Here is a 15,351-nt window from a genome sequence, read left to right on the forward strand (position 1 = left end):
CAGTAGGCACAGCCTCCAGGACAAGCCAGCATGGCCCGTACATCAGGTTCCTCCCGGATTATTTTCACCCCACAGCCCTACACTATAAAAAGCCAGACATCCGGGTACGATCAAGAACAATAAGAGCGCCGAACAATGAGCACCCCTCCCGTCCCGGAACCGGTCACCCGGTCGCAGATCCTCTTCTACCAGTCCGAAAACGGGAGCAGCCGCATCGAAGTCAGGCTCGATGAGGAAACGGTCTGGCTCACCCAGGCACTCATCGCGGAACTTTACCAGACATCAATTCCGAATATCAACATACATATCCGGAACATTTTCAAAGATGGAGAATGTACCCCGGCTTCAACTGTTAAGGAATACTTAATAGTTCAAACTGAAGGATCCCGTAAGGTCCAACGCTCTATCGACTATTACAATCTCGACATGATCCTGGCCATCGGCTACCGGGTCCGCTCCCACCGGGGCACGCAGTTCCGCAGGTGGGCAACGGAACGGTTGCGGGAATACCTCATCAAGGGTTTCGTGCTCGATGATGAGCGGTTAAAAGACGGCCGCATGATCGGGGCGGACTATTTCGACGAACTCCTCGAACGCATCCGTGATATCCGGGCCTCCGAGAAACGGTTCTACCGGAAGATCCGGGACATCTACACGCTCGCGATCGATTATGATCCCCATGCGGAGACTACGCTCGAATTTTTCCAGATCATACAGAACAAACTGCACTGGGCAATCACCGGCCATACCGCCGCGGAGATCATCGCGGCACGGGCGGATGCCTCGCAGCCGAACATGGGGCTCACCACGTGGAAAGGCGCGAAGGTACGAAAAGGCGATGTAACCGTCGCGAAGAATTATCTCAATGAGGCCGAGATCAGGCAGCTGAACCGCATCATCACCATGTACCTCGATTATGCCGAGATGCAGGCCGAACAGAAACAGCCGGTTTACATGAAGGAGTGGAAAGAGAAGCTCGACGCATTCCTCAAATTCAATGAGCAGGAGATCCTGGACGACAAGGGAACCGTATCGATGGAGATTGCCCAGGCCCTTGCGCTTGAGGAGTATGAGACATTTTCCAGCCGGAGAATCGCAGAAGAATCCACCGGGCCTGATACGGAATTCGAGCTGGCAGTAAAACAGATCGAACGGAAGAGCCGGGCCGGGAAAAAATCCTGATAACCACAGGGAAACGGACCCGTCAAAATGACAATGTGGTTTCGACCAGAGACCCGTGTTTTAACCCATCGAATTCGATGGGATTAAAATCCGGATTGCAGATATTTCCGGACAACCGGGCACCCAGTACCGGGGGTACTCCAAAAATGCGACCAGCTCAATTATCCACTCAGTGAGTGGACTTTTTGTCGTTCCGTGAAACCTTCATGGACCTTTTAAAAATCCGGTTAAATGACAACCGAAATGACAACCGAAATGACAATCATCATTTCATGATATACCGGGCCCCACGCCGGTCACCTTCGCGTTGGATCAGATCTTTTTCCAGAAGAACGGTCAGCTCTTTGAGAGCCGCCTGTCGCGAGATCTTAAACATCGCGACGAGATCGCTCGATTTCACCGACCCGTTCGCGTGGATGAACTCGATGATCTTCATCTGCCGATCCGACAGCGCAACCTGTCCCCCGGTGACCTTCCTGTGCTCATCGGACGAGAGCAGCAGCACCCGCTCCTTCACCCGGTGCAGCGAGATCTCCACCCCTTCCAGGAAATATTCGAGCCATGGGGTACAATCCGGGTAGGTCCCGTTCACGCGTTTCAGCACTGCGTAGTACGCGGCCCGGTCGCTGTCGTAGAAATCATCGAGAGTAAAGAACCGCTTGATATCGAACTCCCGCATCGTGAGGATAAGTGTCGCGAGTGCCCGGGCGGTCCGGCCGTTGCCGTCCACGAACGGGTGGATCCGTACCAGCTCATAGTGTGCAATCCCGGCAACGAGGACCGGGTGCATCTGCCGGGCTGCCTCAGAGTTCAGCCACACGATCAACCCATCGACAAGGGGCCGGACATCTTTTGGTGCAGGGGGAGAATACACGACCTCCTGTGTGCGCCGGTTCCCTACCACGACCCGGACCATCCGGAACGCGCCTTCTGTTGCCGGATCATCAAGAGTATCCAGCGTGACGTCCCGGTGAAGCGAGAGAATGTTTTTTCCGGAGATCACCCCCTTCTCCTGGTACGACTCAATATGCTCCAGCACCCGGAGATAATTCAGCACCTCGGCTTTCGCCCGCCGGGCCGCCATCACCTCCCGGCCCTCTGCAAGCTGGCTGACTTCCTCGAGCGAGAGCGGGTTGCCCTCGATTGCGGTGGACGCGTGAGCCGCCCGTACGAGCTCTTCCCGCCGTACCGATACCTCCCACTTCGGAACAAGATGCGCATGGAGGATAATTTCCCGGTCGGCGGTGATACCGGTAAGCCGTTTTACCATGCCGTGGGTGTACCTGAACTCCGGTGAAAACGGGGGGATCTCTTTCATGCTCACTCCTACTGATCACTTCTCGCCTCAACCATCATGGATATTGCGGTGTCCTGGCATAGCCCGCCCGGGCCTGTAATAGGCCTCGTGCTCTACGGCGTGCTTCGTGAATTTGGCGGGTGGCGTTATACGCCGGTGGTGTTCGTGGCGGTATTTCTCCCGGGAATAGGATTTTTAATCGTATGGGCTCGAAATTCCGGCGAGAAATAGAACTCTTGAAACAACTTACCCACCTCAGTACAAGGATCAATAAACATTATGCCCTGAGCGATACTTCTCCTGCTTAATGAAGGGGATAATTCCACATGGAGAATACTACCGAATGGATCAATTACCGGGATGAGATCTGTTATCCTGTAGAAAAATATCTTCTTGGATACTCAGTTCAGAATAAAGAACGCCTCGTGAGTGCGATAATCAGCAACGCTTTCATCAATGAGAAACCGGAATTCAAACAACTCACGAAAATCCCCGCAGACAAAAGCCTGGAAACAATCGGCGATTTTGTCCTCGATTTTGCAATACTCGAACATTTTCCAAAAAAAGAGAGCACAACCCCGCAGGAAGTTGATGACAACCGGGCTTTTTACGGGAAAAACGGGACACTTACCTGGTTCTCGAAAAATCGTCTCCATTTACAAAATTTTATTCTCTGGGGGCCGGATGAGAGAGTTCGGGAAGTATGGAATTCACCTGAAGTTCTGGCAGACCGTTTCGAGATGCTAATCGGGGTAATTTATCTTGAACGCGGCATTGAAGCGGTGAAGGATTTCCTGATTAAACAAAAATTCTTCGAAGAGATCGATAAAAATAAAGAGAACCTGCAATAGGATCCAACCCCCGGGGCAAGCCCACGCGGCGAAGGGGCAGCGCCCCTTTGAGCGTCAGACCTCTCACACGTTCATCGAATCCCACTCAAACGGTAAAATCAGACTGCCTTCTCGCGGTCCGGGTAATTCTGCCGGGTTATTGATGTGCATTGGAATGCGAGGGCTTTCTTTTGAAAAATTAAAGCATTTGCTGATTACAAAATTCAATTATTTATTTTACTTTTTTGGTGCATACGAAGATTTTATATGTCACAGATCGATTATTGTGTAAGCGATATGGTTCAATTATCAGAAGTAATTTCACGCAGAGTAAGAAGTGCAGGCTTCAACTCAAAAAAATTTAAGCAGGTTCTTCATTATTTTATTCACAAGACCTCATCACAAGATAATATTGGAAAAAAGGCATTGTTTAAATTGCTTTATTTTAATGATTTTGACTACTATGAACTATTTGAGAAGCAATTAACCGGGGAAGTTTATTCGAAATTAGAGCATGGCCCTGCACCCCGCCATTTTAATGATATTATCAAAGAATTGAAAGAGGATGGAAGTATAGTCGAGAAAAGAACGGAATATTTTGGGAAAACCCAAATAAAATTTATTTCGAAGAAAAAACCGGATGTTTCCCTCCTGACTGCCAACGAATTAGAACATCTCGAGGATACAATTTGTCGATATGGGAAGATGAATGGTTCACAAATAGAGGCTTTATCCCATAAAGATACCCCTTGGGAGATTGCAGAAACTAATAAAAATCTTGATTACGAAATGGTTTTTTACCGCGATCCTTCCATGTCCGTAAGAGAATATGCGGATGACTGATTTTTCCAGCGTCCCTGAATTTGATGCCGATTTTTCTCATTTATCAGAAAGATTTCCCACATTAACTGATGATTTTCCAAAATTAGTGGATGTTATTAAATTGCGAAAGCCCACCCACACACCGGGGACATTCAGAATCCCAATGGGCGCAAGTGTCAGAGATCCCATTTACAAAGTTAAGCAATTCAGATGCAGAGGTCTCGCAGGAAAAGGTAATAAAAGCGGATTCAGAATAATTTTTGCCTATAAAGAAAATCCCGGCGAAATTGTATTTATTCAGATTTATCATAAGGACGAACATGCGAATGAAGATCGTGATCGTATAAGAAAATATTTCGAAACATCTTAAAAAATATTTTACCGTCTGTTCAATCATCGTCCCCCGGTTCCCGATTGATCGGAATGTTTGCCATTTATTGTAGATATTTTTTGTCGATCATTCCCGGGGGTAAGCCCACGCGTCTCGTGCCTCCGCCCCGATTGACGCGTCAAACCCTCTTACGCTTCACGCCTTTCTTCGCCATGTAATCCGGATCCTTCTTCTCGTAAATCGAGAATAGTTCAGACGGCGCAATATCAAGGGCAGAACAGATCTTCAGAATAGTAGAAAATGTCGGGCTTCGTTTTCCGTTCTCGATGAGGCTGATGAAGGTCCGGTCGAGGCCGGCGAGTTTTGCAAGTTTCTCCTGGGAAATTTTTTTGGCTTTCCGCTCTTCCTGCAGCATCCTGCCAAAAATTTCTTCCTCGTGCATATTCACTGGATGAGATTCCGTTGAAAAGAGGGTAATGTCTATCGCAGACTATAGTCGACAAATTTATCCTCCCCGCCAACCAACATATTCCCTGGTGCCTGGTGAACCATATTCGTCAAACCCCGGACCAAAAAGAAAATCCCGAGTGACCACCCCCGGCTGTAAACCAATATTCTGACATGGCACTCTGGCAGTCCGGGAAAATATCACCAGTCACCGGCATACGGGATAGAGGCAAACGCTACGCTCACCCGACACCCGGAAAGGAAATTTTTTCCCTTCCGGGATCGGCCCGGCCTGCAGAAAATCCGGTGCCACTCATTCCCGGGTACCGCGACGATGCGGCGGTATCCGCGATGGGGTTCGTCGGCCCGGATCTCCGCAGGCTCAAGCAGTGCCGGAAAATCTTCCGGGTCGTTGATGTTCACAGGACTGTGGGGCAAGCCCACGCAGGCCCGGGGCGCCAGCCCCATTGAGCGTCAAATCATATGTCCTTATGACCAGCCCCACCGGATATCCCCTCTGGATGCCTGCATTGCCGGGCCTGTAACAGGCCTCACGCTCTACGCCGTCCTCCGCGTATTTGACGGGTGGCGCTATACGCCGCTCGTGTTCGCAGCGGTATTTCTCCCCGGCGTTGGTGCGTTCAGTGTGTGGGCGTGGTATTTCTGCGAGGAATAAGCTCGCGGCGACCCGGACCCGGGTGAACGGTGAAACGATAAAAAGCCTGTTGAAGAAAAAAATCCTATGAGAATAGTATCATGCATTATTCCGATGCCATCCCGCCAAAAAAGGTCCGGAAGGGAAGTCCAGAATCTTCCCGCACTACGGTAGCTTCTTCCCGGGTATCCGTCCCGTGCGTGATGGAGTCGGTCCCCGGTACTCCCGGCAACCAGAAGATCGAAAGGATCCTCTCAGATATTCTCACCAGGCTCGAACGCATCGACGAAAAGATTGACGAGGCAGTTTACCCGCCGGAATCTGCTATCAAACCTGCCTATGTGAAAAAAATAAAAGAGAGTGATGCAGGACTTAAGGAAGGAAAGGGGAAGACATACCCCTCGATGGATGACTTCATCCGGAATATCAGACAATGACCTGGACGGTAGTTACGGATCCCAAAGTCGAAGCCACCCTCAGGAAAATGTGGAGAAAGATTCCGCCAGGTTCGGACAGATTGAAAAGAAGCTGCGGGAACAAAGCAGAAAATCCGGAAATCGGATAAGCCCCTCAAAAAACCGCTCAGGGGATTCTGGCGCCTGCACACCGGGCACTATATCCTTATGTATAGAATCGATAAGAAAAACCAGAAAATAACTCTCGTGGACTATTCGCATCACGACGATGCGTACTGAAAATTCTCCCCTTCTCCCAAACAGCCTCCACCCCGGGCCCCCGCCGTCCCGGCCCGGTTCCCCAACCCATCATATCTTATACTCCGGAGTTCCATAGAATAGAACACTGTTTTATAAATCAGACAGTCAAGAGAAATCATTATGTTCGGATCATCGAATTTTGGTGGAAACCGCGGTCCCCGTGATATGGGTCCCCGTGAAATGACAAAAGTAGTCTGTTCAGACTGCGGAAAAGAGTGCGAAGTACCGTTCAAGCCAACTGAGTCAAGGCCCGTCTATTGCCGGGACTGCCTCCCGAAACACCGGAAGCCCCGCTTCTGAGTGTCTTAACGGTTTATCATTTTTTCTTTTTTTAGTTCGTTCCTGTAAGGATCCCGTATAGTACGGAACGGTTTCTTCTGCCATGGGAATACCCGGGCCGGAATGTGAGCGGCAGTGGGAATACCTGCCGGCGAACAGGGGATTCTGCCTGATCAGACTTCTTATCAATCCCACCTGCCATACCTGTGGTTATGGAACGCACAGTAACGTACTTTGAGACCCTCAGCCCGGAGAACACGGATGTCACGTTCCGGCTGGCACGCGAACGGGCGCACGAGCTCGGGATCCATAAGATCGTGATCGCATCCACAACCGGCGCGACCGCGAAAAAAGCGATGGAGTATTTCAAAAACGACGGCGTGCAGCTGGTAGTCATCCCCCACCAGTGGGACTTCCACCGCGAGGTCAATGTCTTCCCTTCGGAGCTTGCTGCCACTCTGCGGGGGGCGGGACACGCGGTTCACTTCGGTACCATGCTTTTTCACACCTCCGAGCTGTACGAATCAACCATCCCCACGGTGATGGCAAACCTGCTGCGCTGCTTCTGCCAGGGGTTCAAGGTCTGCTTTGAGATCGTGCTCATGGCAACAGATGCAGGTCATGTGAAGAGCGGCGGGCAGATCATCGCCATTGCCGGGACAGGACGGGGATCGGATACGGCGCTGGTCATGCAGGCGGCGTCCTCGCAGCACTTAAAAAAGCTCCGGGTCAACGAGATCCTCTGCAAACCGCTCAACCCGCTGAACATCGAGGAGCTCCATGCAAAGATGGCACAGGAGTCGCCCCGGTAATCCCGCAGGCAGTTGTTTCTTTTTCAGGCCGGGTCTTGCAGGGTGGTTACGGCGCCTGTACCGGAGAACAGCCCGTGCAGGTTCACCAGGAAACGGGTGCCGGCCGGGGAATGGTATAAATAAGAGTCCCGGATAAGAGAAGCGTACCGCGAAGGCGGGGTGATGGTATGGAATTCAAGGAAATTGTCATGTCGCGGTACGCGACCAAGAAATTTGACGGCCGGAAGATTCCCGAAGAGAAAGTGGGCGAGCTCCTGGAACTCGTGCGGTTCGCCCCATCGGCGATCAACCTCCAGCCGTGGAAGATCAAGCTGGTCACTGACCAGGCTGTAAAAGAGCAGCTGAAGCCGGCAACGTGGGGCCAGGAGCAGATCACGTCCTGCTCGCACCTGCTGGTCTTCTGCGCGGACCCGGACTTTGAAGGCCTGATCAAAAAACTCGGGCAGCTGATGAAAACGTCCGGCGCACCGGAAGAGACGCGGAAGATGGTGATCGGGATGGCAACGGAGATGACCGCAAAGATGAGCCCGGAGCAGAAACTCTGCTGGGCACAGTCCCAGCTCTTCCTCGCGCTCGGAAATGCCGTGAATGGAGCAAAGTCGCTTGGCTTTGACTCCTGCCCGATGGGAGGGTTCGACCCGAAGGAATATACGAGGATCCTGAAGATCCCGTCGCCGCTTGTCCCCACGATGCTCTGCCCGCTGGGGTACGCAGCGGACAAGCCCCTGCAAAAAGTACGGTTTGCAAAAGGGGAGATCGTATTTTAAAAAAATTTTCTCCCTTTTTACACCCACCTTTTAACGCTATGGATTTCCTCAATGGGAATCAGAAGAGAGACGGGGAATAACATGAGGGAGGAGCTCCCTGATCCGGAGCCGGCATGCTCCCGCCTTTTTGCACCCGTACCCCTGTTGCAGAATCCTGCAGGAAAAGCACGCGATTGTTTTAAAAAAGATCCCTGATACATACGTTTTCCCTTTTTTACCGCTGAGGGTGGAGGAGCGTCAGAAAATCCCGGGCCGGCATCCCGGGAACCATCCCGGTACCCGGAGCAGGGAGCAAGCGTATATACCAGAAAATGTAAAGTAAACTTGACACACATGAAAGGCACCTATCTTCTCATCGGATGCATCTGCCTCATTGCGTGTGCAGTTATGCCTGCACAGGCACTGACGGCAAAAGCGCTTACCGTAAACCTCGATACGAGCGGTAATGCGCAGATTAATTTCCAGTATGATCTCACGTTCGCGGAACAGGCCGCGATATTTTTCAATATCGCCAACCCCTCCAACGAACTCAAAAACGCCCTTGAGAGCAATCTCAACGAGCCGGTCACCGTTACGAAAGCGGACAGTTCCTCTGCTGACGTGACCATCCCCTCCTTTGCCACGGTCAGCCAGAACAACGGGACCGAGACGATAACGTCACCGGCATTCTCGTTCGTCAATGCGCAGAACCAGATCCAGCAGCAATGGTGGGCGGGCATCAACTCGGTCGACATGACGCCCGGTATGACGACCATCACGTTCCCGGACGGTTACCAGTCAGTGTATTACAACCAGATCAGTTTCCCGTCCGTCACCCACCAGATCGGCTGAGCAGGTTTTTCATTCCCCGTGCATGGGGGGGAAAAACCGAACGCTCTTTTTTCCCTGCACGATACCGGCCTCCCTGCCCCGCGTCACCATCCGGCAGGCGTTGCCCCGGGTGCCCTGTCCTTCCCCGGGTGATAGTATGGCCGGTTTTGCATGAACCAGGTCCCCTCAAGCCCTCGGGGTCATCTGCCTCCGGGTGGGGATCGCAGGCGGGAAGCATACCCGGGTCCAAAAAGAAAGAATTATCTTAAAAAGAAGATAATCACCGGATTATGCAAAAACGGATAATTCTTACGCTTCTTGTGATCTGCATCGGAATGCTCTTTGCGGCAGGGTGCACGAGCGCGGGAGCGGGTACCAGCCCGGCAGCCTCGTCCGCAGTCAAGCCGTCGGTCCCGTCCGCCTCCGCCACCCCGGCTGTGACCATAGCCGGTGGCGGTTACCACCTCACCGGCCAGGGGATACAAAACACCGGCGAATTCCATCTCGACAAGGGCACCGCAACCTTCACTTTCAGGATAACCCAGCCCTCGAGAAACCCGGTATTCGAGGCAAACCTGTATGACAGCAAAGGCAACTGGTGCGCCACCATCGCCAATGCGCCGACCGGCAGCGCCACCCCGATCACCCGCAAGCAGATCATCTCGTACGCGAGCGATTATTACATCAACGTGAACACGCAGGACATCTGGGACATCACCATAACCCCGTAAACCACGTTTTTATCTCCCGGCCCGGCAGAACAACCATTTTCTTTTTTCCGGTGCGGGACTGGTACCGGCAGCACCTCCTCCGCAACACCCGACAACTCCCACGACTAAAGCCGGGGTTTTCCTCAAGACCCGGTTCAAAGAGCATAAATAACCCGCCGTACCCTATGTTCCCATGGTGACAAAATGCCGGAACTGGAAATAAACAAAAAGACAACGGCCCTCGTGGTCATCGACCTGCAGAAGGGTATCACGGGCCGCCCCATGGAGCCGCATACCGCACAGGAAGTAGTGAAGAACGCCGCACACCTCGTAAAGACATTCCGGAAAAACAGCATGCCGGTATTCCTCGTGCATGTCGTTACCTCGCCGGAGACGATGCTGCAGGCAAAGAGCGACACTACATTTTCCCGCCCCGCGTCCATGCCCCCGGACTGGTCGGAGTTTGTCCCGGAGATCGCGCCGGTCCCGTCCGATGTCGTGATCGCGAAGAAGCAATGGGGGGCGTTCTACGGCACGGATCTCGAACTCCAGCTGCGGAGGCGGGGGATGGATACGATCGTACTCTGCGGGATCTCCACGGAATACGGCGTAGAGAGCACGGCCAGGTTCGCTTACGAGTACGGCTTCCAGCAGGTCTTTGCAGATGACGCGATGTCCTCGATGTCGGCAGAGTCGCACAACGCGGCGGTCAATTTCATACTCAAACGGATGGGCAGGGTGCGGAAGACCGGGGAGATAATCGCGGCGATCGGGTAACGGTGCCGGTACCTCAAGGACGAATAAACGGCAGATATCAGGGCCGCTCCCCTTTCTGCGCCGTGAAATCCGCATTGTCAATTTCCGGGTTGCGGTACCGTACCCGTCCTGCCGTCTTTTTTCCCCCCTGGATCGCCTCCACCGGGCAGAGGTGGATACAGCCGCAGCAGAGCTCGCAGTGGTGCTTCCATACCGGCCTGCCATCCACCAGTTCGATATTTTTTGCCGGGCAGATGGCTGCACAGGTACCGCACGAAGTGCATTGATCATTCACGGAAAATTTCCTGTCATCGGCATGGACATGGGATGCAAACCGGGAATAAAACAGGAAATGCACCAGCTGGGCTAAGGGAGAATACCCCGGTGCGGTCTTTACCGAATTGTTTACCGCCTGCGCAATACTCTCCAGCTGTGCATGAGCAGCAGACAGGATCTCCTCGCATTTCTTTCCCGCGGGGGGTTCGTACAGGAGAATGTAATTCGAGGGCATCTTCACCATGAAACCGGCATCGGGTCCCCGCCCCGGCCGGTCCTTAAGGATGCCAGCCAGTTGCCGCAGGGCGGACTGGCCGCCAAAACCGCCAAGGGTTACCACGGAAAACGTGTAGTGCGAACGGGAAAGGTCAAGGCGCCCTGCAAAGGACGCCACCATCGCCGGCAGGCCGGTAAAATACACGGGGCAGACGATCCCGACACGGTCAGCCCCGGGGAGGATATCCCCTTGTGTGTCCTGCAGCGATGCAATCGGGACTACCTCGCAGTCACCAAGTCCTGCGGCAATTTTTCTCGCTGCGGCAAGAGAGTTGCCGGTACCGGTAAAATAGTAAATGATGGTCTTCATGATCCGCCTGTATCAGGGTATAAAGATACATACATTAAAATCTGCTTCCGAAAGAACGGTGACTGACGGGGTGCAGGAAGACCGTGCGATCAATAGACGTCCTCGACATAGACCCGGTACTTCCAGTCCGCCGGGAGGTTGTGGTTCCTGAAGATGATCACCTGGTAAGGGGACTGCCCGTACGGTTCTATCCTGACTTCACTGTCGCCGGTTGCCAGCTGCATCCTGCCCGACCCGTCATAAATCTCGGCAGCGATAACGGCAGTGACCGGCACACTGGTGTCGGACTTCACCGTCCCGGAAAACTCGGGCGCTCCCCAGGAGGTGTAATCCGCTATCGTATTGACAATCTCCACGACCGGGGCCGCGGGAGTCACGGCAGTATACATCCCGTATGAGGCCGGGACCGTGGAGCCGGGATATCCGAGATAGATAGCCAGGAAGATGATCACGATACCGGTGATTAGCAGGAGGGGGACCGTTCTTCCGGACATATGTCCCTGATTATATCATCAGGGCATAAGGGTTTGCATCCCGGACCCCCGTCTCTTCATAAAAATCCATCAATAAATATTGGTTGTACGCTTCAGGTGCCGGGTATTACCAGGAACGTATACGCCAGCCGGGCATAATCAGGCAGATACAGCGCGAATACCGGGCCCGGCCACAGGGAGAGGGGCCAGAAAACCGCTAAAAAAAGATTAGTCTTTCCGGAACGTGAACTGGCCGATGTCGATGGATCCATCGTCGTTGAGGTTGCCGGTCGTGCACTGGTCCGTATCCTTGATGCAGACCGTGAGGGTCTTGCCCTGGACGGTCCAGGTGTCCGCAACGGGGCTCGACGTATCGCTCGATCCCATACCGGTCCCGTCGTTATTCAGCTGGAGGGTGGTATGGTCGGAGTCACCGGCAGCGGTATAGGTACCCGCAACACTGGCTGAGGTGGAGGTACAGCCGGTGATAAGGAGGAACGATACAAGCACGCCGGCAAGGAGTGCATTCAGGAGAAATTTCGCAGACGGCATAATTGACCATTACCCTTTGCTGACAGCATGTATAGTCGTATGCCCCGCCGCACGGACGCTTCAGGAATTCGGCGATTCCGTCCGGAGAATGAGAGGGAAACAGCAGTACGATAAAAAAATCCGGGATAAGAGGAAATACTTACTTTACGCCTTTCCCGCTGTCGAACCCGCACCGCTTGCAGCGGTAGCTGCCGTCGGGCTTCTGGACGATATTGGGATCATGACACTGCTCACAGATCGGGCGATCACGTTTCACCCGAAGGGCCTGGGGTTCTTTTTCCATGGGGAATGATTGACGGGGTCGGTATAAAGATATGACGGGAGCCTGCCGTTCATCAGAAAGGTTGGCCGGAGAAAATATCCGTAGGGAATTTTCGACTTGCACCGCCGTTTGTCAGAATACCGGACCTGAAACAGAAACCTGAATCGGATTTTCTCCAGCCTGCACCCTCATGCTTATGCACCCCCCCGCCCAATCCATGAACAGCCATGTCACCCGATCCCGAGCAGCCCGCCGTCCCCGATCTCGAAGCCATCGACCACTTCTTCGATAACTGGTGCAACCTCACCTGGACCGAATGGATCCCATTCAGTGCAACGAAGCAGGTGTTCCACAGGATCCCAAAGGAGCCCGGCCTCTACCGCATCCGGCCGGTGGGTAAGGAGTACCTCGTGTATATCGGTGAGACAAAACGGGCGCTCCACCAGCGCCTGCACAACCTTCGCATCGAGCTTTCGAAGGCAGAGCAGATGCCCTGGAGCGATCCCCATACGGAAGCGCCGGCGCTCTGGGCCTTGCGGGACGCTGAAAGGCTGGCAGCGGAGAGCGAACCACACCCTGAGATAGTAAGTGCTATACAGAAAGAATCGGCTGATGACCAGTTGCAAGTCCCCGGGGGTGCTGATAACCTCGAAGAAGAACCTCCCGTAGAAGCATTCGCGTACGAGTGCTCGGCCGCACCGCTCGATGCCTCCGACAGCGGGCGCCGGGGCATGGAAAGTTTCCTCCTGTACCGGTACCGGCAGGAGTACGGGGAGTCGCCGCTCTGCAGCCTCGGCCGGTTCCATCCCCGGTACCGCAGGTCCACCACGAAGAAAGAGGGGATGCGGGGCGGACGGCTCGCCGGGGGACAGAAGGACAACCCGGCCGGGGGACCGAGCCGGCTCCCGCTCTGCCCCTCGGGAACGCCCGGGGACCGGGACTGGATGGGACTTGCATGGAGCGCCCCTGCGACACTCGATGAAGAGCAGCTCCGGAACGTTCCCCACAGCCAGGGCCTGTACCTCCTGCTTGATGCCGGATCAAAGGAGGTCATCTTCATCGGCAGGGCCGACAACTGTGCTTCGCAGCTTTCCGGGCAGGCCGGGAGAGCATGGGAAGGAAAGGATCCTGTCTTCTCGTACCACGCTACGGACGGGCCCGTGCTCCTGCACCAGCTCCGGGAGCTGGAGATCGATCTCATCGGGAACTATTACGAGCAGTTCCGGAAAGCGCCGGAGTTCCAGTTCCGGGGCAGCAGCCACGGGACCCGCGGGCCGGCAACGGAATAAGAGGCTGCAACAGGGCCGTAGTGCCGGCCATGCCCCGCAACCGTCCCGCTCAGCAGTCTGCCATCCCGGTCTTCTGCAGCGGAACCATCCGGTACTGGTAAATGATCTGGCGCATATCCTGCATGTTCATCTTCTCGATGAGCAGTTTCTTTTCCTTGAGTTTTTTTAACGCATAGCGCACGGTCCTCGGGGAGTAGTGGGACCTGCTCACGATATCCTTGTGGGTCATTGCACCTTCCATGCCGAGGATCTCGAGCACGGTCTTCTGTGACTGGGGTAACGGATCCATAATCCTCCTTTTTGTCATCGGGGAGAGTTCAATCGCAGCTGGTCCCGCAGCCAGCCTCCTGCCTGTTGTCCGCCTCATCCTTCTCAGAAAGGATCCTGGCGAGTGCTTTTTTCACAAAATCGTCAAATGTTTCCATAGGTCCCCAGGACTCCACCAGGTAGGCATCGGAGATACGGGGATCCGGCAGGATCAGGACATTGCCGTCCTGGTTGGGACCGGATACGTATTTTTTTCCCTGGTGCAGGTGGTGGAGTCCTTCCGGGTGGCTCTTTGGGATCCGGGCGTGAATAATCCAGTACGTCAGCGCATCGGTGGCGTCGACATAAACCTCGTAGTCCCGCTCGAATTTTTTTAAGAGTTCCTGCGTTGTTTCCCTCATGGTTTCATCTCCTGCTGCATGCACCGGGCCACGTCAGGTGAGTACGCAGATTGCTTCCGGTGCCCGGATGAGGAGCGCAAGGCTCTCGGAGATGCTGAATTCCAGCGAGTCCCCGGCCGGGCCGTTGTACCCGATGCTCATGTCCTGCCCGATCACGATCGAACAGTACTGGCGACCGGAGGCGAGCAGTACGCCGCCTTTTTTCAGGACCGGGGCCTTGACTACATCCCCGCCAAGGATCGTCCGGACATGGTCGAGTTCGGTGCCATCTCCCTGCGGGTACCGGCGCAGGAGGAGGTTGTACTGGGCCGGGGCAAGGCCCATGCAATAGGGGCCGTGGAACCCGGCATCGTCCAGCAGCGTGACGGCACTGATGACCTGGTCTGCCGCTGTCCCGACCTTGTCCCATTTTGCCAGGGCGAGCGAGGCAGAGCCTTCGGCCCCGAGAAGCCCGGGGGTGTCCAGGATCCCGTTGAAGATGATGCCATCCTCTTTTGCCGCACACGCCATCGCGGCGCAGGCAACCGCATCCGCATCCAGGACCAGCCGGTCCCGCTCGCTCGCGGCAAGGTCCCGCTTGTTGAGGAAGAACGAGCTGGTTATAAGGTTCACCGGGAGGAACGGGCTGCCCGAGATCCCGTCGGCAACCTCGCAGTCGCTGAGTGGTATGACCTTGAGCCCGAACCCGAACGGGCCTTCAATGCTGATCAACCGCCGTCCCGAGAGCTGGCTCTTTGCTGCTTCGATCATCGTAGTATCAAGCAGTTTCCAGGTCCCGTCGCTGATGGGGGCGTCTTCCCGCCCCAGGTAGGTTTTTTCCATGACTTTCAT

At 54.4% G+C, this 15,351-nt stretch carries 23 protein-coding genes; 14 read left to right on the top strand and 9 right to left on the bottom strand.

Annotated elements, in window-relative coordinates; all coding sequences use genetic code 11:
- Positions 1 to 135 precede the first annotated feature (135 nt).
- Positions 136 to 1,182, top strand: coding sequence for a virulence RhuM family protein (locus tag ABSE13_RS09210; protein ID WP_424028224.1), 1,047 nt, complete (start codon positions 136 to 138; stop codon positions 1,180 to 1,182).
- Between the two features lie 265 nt (positions 1,183 to 1,447).
- Here ABSE13_RS09210 and ABSE13_RS09215 read toward each other — a convergent pair whose 3' ends face one another.
- The gene (locus tag ABSE13_RS09215) at positions 1,448 to 2,500 is read right to left on the bottom strand and encodes a Fic family protein (RefSeq protein WP_424028225.1); all 1,053 of its coding nucleotides are present in this window, start codon (positions 2,498 to 2,500) and stop codon (positions 1,448 to 1,450) included.
- A gap of 305 nt (positions 2,501 to 2,805) precedes the next feature.
- Between ABSE13_RS09215 and ABSE13_RS09220 the strand changes: the two genes are divergently transcribed.
- The 3 genes from ABSE13_RS09220 to ABSE13_RS09230 all read left to right on the top strand — a co-directional run bounded on the left by ABSE13_RS09220 (position 2,806) and on the right by ABSE13_RS09230 (position 4,501).
- Positions 2,806 to 3,330 (top strand): ribonuclease III domain-containing protein, encoded by a 525-nt coding sequence (locus ABSE13_RS09220; RefSeq protein ID WP_424028226.1) that lies wholly within the window; start codon positions 2,806 to 2,808, stop codon positions 3,328 to 3,330.
- Positions 3,331 to 3,576: 246 nt separating this feature from the next.
- Positions 3,577 to 4,152, top strand: coding sequence for a Panacea domain-containing protein (locus ABSE13_RS09225; protein ID WP_424028227.1), 576 nt, complete (start codon positions 3,577 to 3,579; stop codon positions 4,150 to 4,152).
- Complete coding sequence (locus tag ABSE13_RS09230) at positions 4,145 to 4,501, top strand: hypothetical protein (protein WP_424028228.1); 357 nt, start codon at positions 4,145 to 4,147, stop codon at positions 4,499 to 4,501. The genes ABSE13_RS09225 and ABSE13_RS09230 overlap by 8 nt, the downstream gene beginning before the upstream one ends.
- A gap of 139 nt (positions 4,502 to 4,640) precedes the next feature.
- Here the strand turns inward: ABSE13_RS09230 and ABSE13_RS09235 are convergent, their stop codons facing one another.
- Positions 4,641 to 4,904 carry a helix-turn-helix domain-containing protein gene (locus ABSE13_RS09235; RefSeq protein ID WP_424028229.1) on the bottom strand — a complete coding sequence of 88 codons (264 nt, stop codon included), beginning with the start codon at positions 4,902 to 4,904 and terminating at the stop codon, positions 4,641 to 4,643.
- 420 nt (positions 4,905 to 5,324) lie between these two features.
- Between ABSE13_RS09235 and ABSE13_RS09240 the strand changes: the two genes are divergently transcribed.
- The 9 genes from ABSE13_RS09240 (at position 5,325) to ABSE13_RS09280 (ending at position 10,435) form a co-directional block, all read left to right on the top strand.
- The gene (locus tag ABSE13_RS09240; protein ID WP_424028230.1) at positions 5,325 to 5,585 is read left to right on the top strand and encodes a hypothetical protein; all 261 of its coding nucleotides are present in this window, start codon (positions 5,325 to 5,327) and stop codon (positions 5,583 to 5,585) included.
- An 80-nt stretch (positions 5,586 to 5,665) separates the two neighbouring features.
- The gene (locus ABSE13_RS09245; protein WP_424028231.1) at positions 5,666 to 6,001 is read left to right on the top strand and encodes a DUF2683 family protein; all 336 of its coding nucleotides are present in this window, start codon (positions 5,666 to 5,668) and stop codon (positions 5,999 to 6,001) included.
- 111 nt (positions 6,002 to 6,112) lie between these two features.
- Positions 6,113 to 6,259, top strand: coding sequence for a type II toxin-antitoxin system RelE family toxin (locus tag ABSE13_RS09250; RefSeq protein ID WP_424028286.1), 147 nt, complete (start codon positions 6,113 to 6,115; stop codon positions 6,257 to 6,259).
- A gap of 141 nt (positions 6,260 to 6,400) precedes the next feature.
- Entirely contained in the window at positions 6,401 to 6,580 is a 180-nt protein-coding gene (locus ABSE13_RS09255; protein ID WP_424028232.1) for a CxxC-x17-CxxC domain-containing protein, read from the top strand.
- Positions 6,581 to 6,771: 191 nt separating this feature from the next.
- Positions 6,772 to 7,371, top strand: coding sequence for a pyruvate kinase alpha/beta domain-containing protein (locus ABSE13_RS09260; protein ID WP_424028233.1), 600 nt, complete (start codon positions 6,772 to 6,774; stop codon positions 7,369 to 7,371).
- Between the two features lie 167 nt (positions 7,372 to 7,538).
- Positions 7,539 to 8,138, top strand: a complete 600-nt coding sequence (locus ABSE13_RS09265) for a nitroreductase family protein (protein WP_424028234.1) — start codon at positions 7,539 to 7,541, stop codon at positions 8,136 to 8,138.
- A gap of 333 nt (positions 8,139 to 8,471) precedes the next feature.
- On the top strand, positions 8,472 to 8,969 hold the full coding sequence (locus tag ABSE13_RS09270) for a hypothetical protein (RefSeq protein WP_424028235.1): 498 nt from the start codon (positions 8,472 to 8,474) through the stop codon (positions 8,967 to 8,969).
- Positions 8,970 to 9,238: 269 nt separating this feature from the next.
- On the top strand, positions 9,239 to 9,679 hold the full coding sequence (locus ABSE13_RS09275; protein ID WP_424028236.1) for a hypothetical protein: 441 nt from the start codon (positions 9,239 to 9,241) through the stop codon (positions 9,677 to 9,679).
- Positions 9,680 to 9,862: 183 nt separating this feature from the next.
- Positions 9,863 to 10,435, top strand: coding sequence for a hydrolase (locus tag ABSE13_RS09280; protein WP_424028237.1), 573 nt, complete (start codon positions 9,863 to 9,865; stop codon positions 10,433 to 10,435).
- A 37-nt stretch (positions 10,436 to 10,472) separates the two neighbouring features.
- Here ABSE13_RS09280 and ABSE13_RS09285 read toward each other — a convergent pair whose 3' ends face one another.
- From ABSE13_RS09285 to ABSE13_RS09300, 4 genes are all read right to left on the bottom strand, one after another.
- Positions 10,473 to 11,276: an EFR1 family ferrodoxin gene (locus tag ABSE13_RS09285; protein ID WP_424028238.1), complete on the bottom strand. Its 804-nt coding sequence runs from the start codon at positions 11,274 to 11,276 to the stop codon at positions 10,473 to 10,475.
- Between the two features lie 89 nt (positions 11,277 to 11,365).
- Positions 11,366 to 11,770: a hypothetical protein gene (locus tag ABSE13_RS09290; RefSeq protein ID WP_424028239.1), complete on the bottom strand. Its 405-nt coding sequence runs from the start codon at positions 11,768 to 11,770 to the stop codon at positions 11,366 to 11,368.
- Between the two features lie 207 nt (positions 11,771 to 11,977).
- Positions 11,978 to 12,301: a hypothetical protein gene (locus ABSE13_RS09295; RefSeq protein ID WP_424028240.1), complete on the bottom strand. Its 324-nt coding sequence runs from the start codon at positions 12,299 to 12,301 to the stop codon at positions 11,978 to 11,980.
- Positions 12,302 to 12,440: 139 nt separating this feature from the next.
- Positions 12,441 to 12,584 (bottom strand): hypothetical protein, encoded by a 144-nt coding sequence (locus ABSE13_RS09300; RefSeq protein ID WP_424028241.1) that lies wholly within the window; start codon positions 12,582 to 12,584, stop codon positions 12,441 to 12,443.
- 206 nt (positions 12,585 to 12,790) lie between these two features.
- Between ABSE13_RS09300 and ABSE13_RS09305 the strand changes: the two genes are divergently transcribed.
- Positions 12,791 to 13,852: a hypothetical protein gene (locus ABSE13_RS09305; RefSeq protein ID WP_424028242.1), complete on the top strand. Its 1,062-nt coding sequence runs from the start codon at positions 12,791 to 12,793 to the stop codon at positions 13,850 to 13,852.
- A 49-nt stretch (positions 13,853 to 13,901) separates the two neighbouring features.
- Here the strand turns inward: ABSE13_RS09305 and ABSE13_RS09310 are convergent, their stop codons facing one another.
- Genes ABSE13_RS09310 through ABSE13_RS09320 form a run of 3 tightly spaced genes read right to left on the bottom strand, consistent with a single transcriptional unit; the run spans position 13,902 to position 15,342 of the window.
- Positions 13,902 to 14,141, bottom strand: a complete 240-nt coding sequence (locus ABSE13_RS09310; RefSeq protein ID WP_424028243.1) for a winged helix-turn-helix transcriptional regulator — start codon at positions 14,139 to 14,141, stop codon at positions 13,902 to 13,904.
- Positions 14,142 to 14,169: 28 nt separating this feature from the next.
- Complete coding sequence (locus ABSE13_RS09315) at positions 14,170 to 14,520, bottom strand: hypothetical protein (RefSeq protein WP_424028244.1); 351 nt, start codon at positions 14,518 to 14,520, stop codon at positions 14,170 to 14,172.
- A gap of 33 nt (positions 14,521 to 14,553) precedes the next feature.
- Positions 14,554 to 15,342 (bottom strand): family 1 encapsulin nanocompartment shell protein, encoded by a 789-nt coding sequence (locus ABSE13_RS09320; protein ID WP_424028245.1) that lies wholly within the window; start codon positions 15,340 to 15,342, stop codon positions 14,554 to 14,556.
- Positions 15,343 to 15,351: the final 9 nt, after the last annotated feature.

This window comes from Methanoregula sp., from assembly GCF_049518935.1.
GTDB lineage: Archaea > Halobacteriota > Methanomicrobia > Methanomicrobiales > Methanospirillaceae > Methanoregula.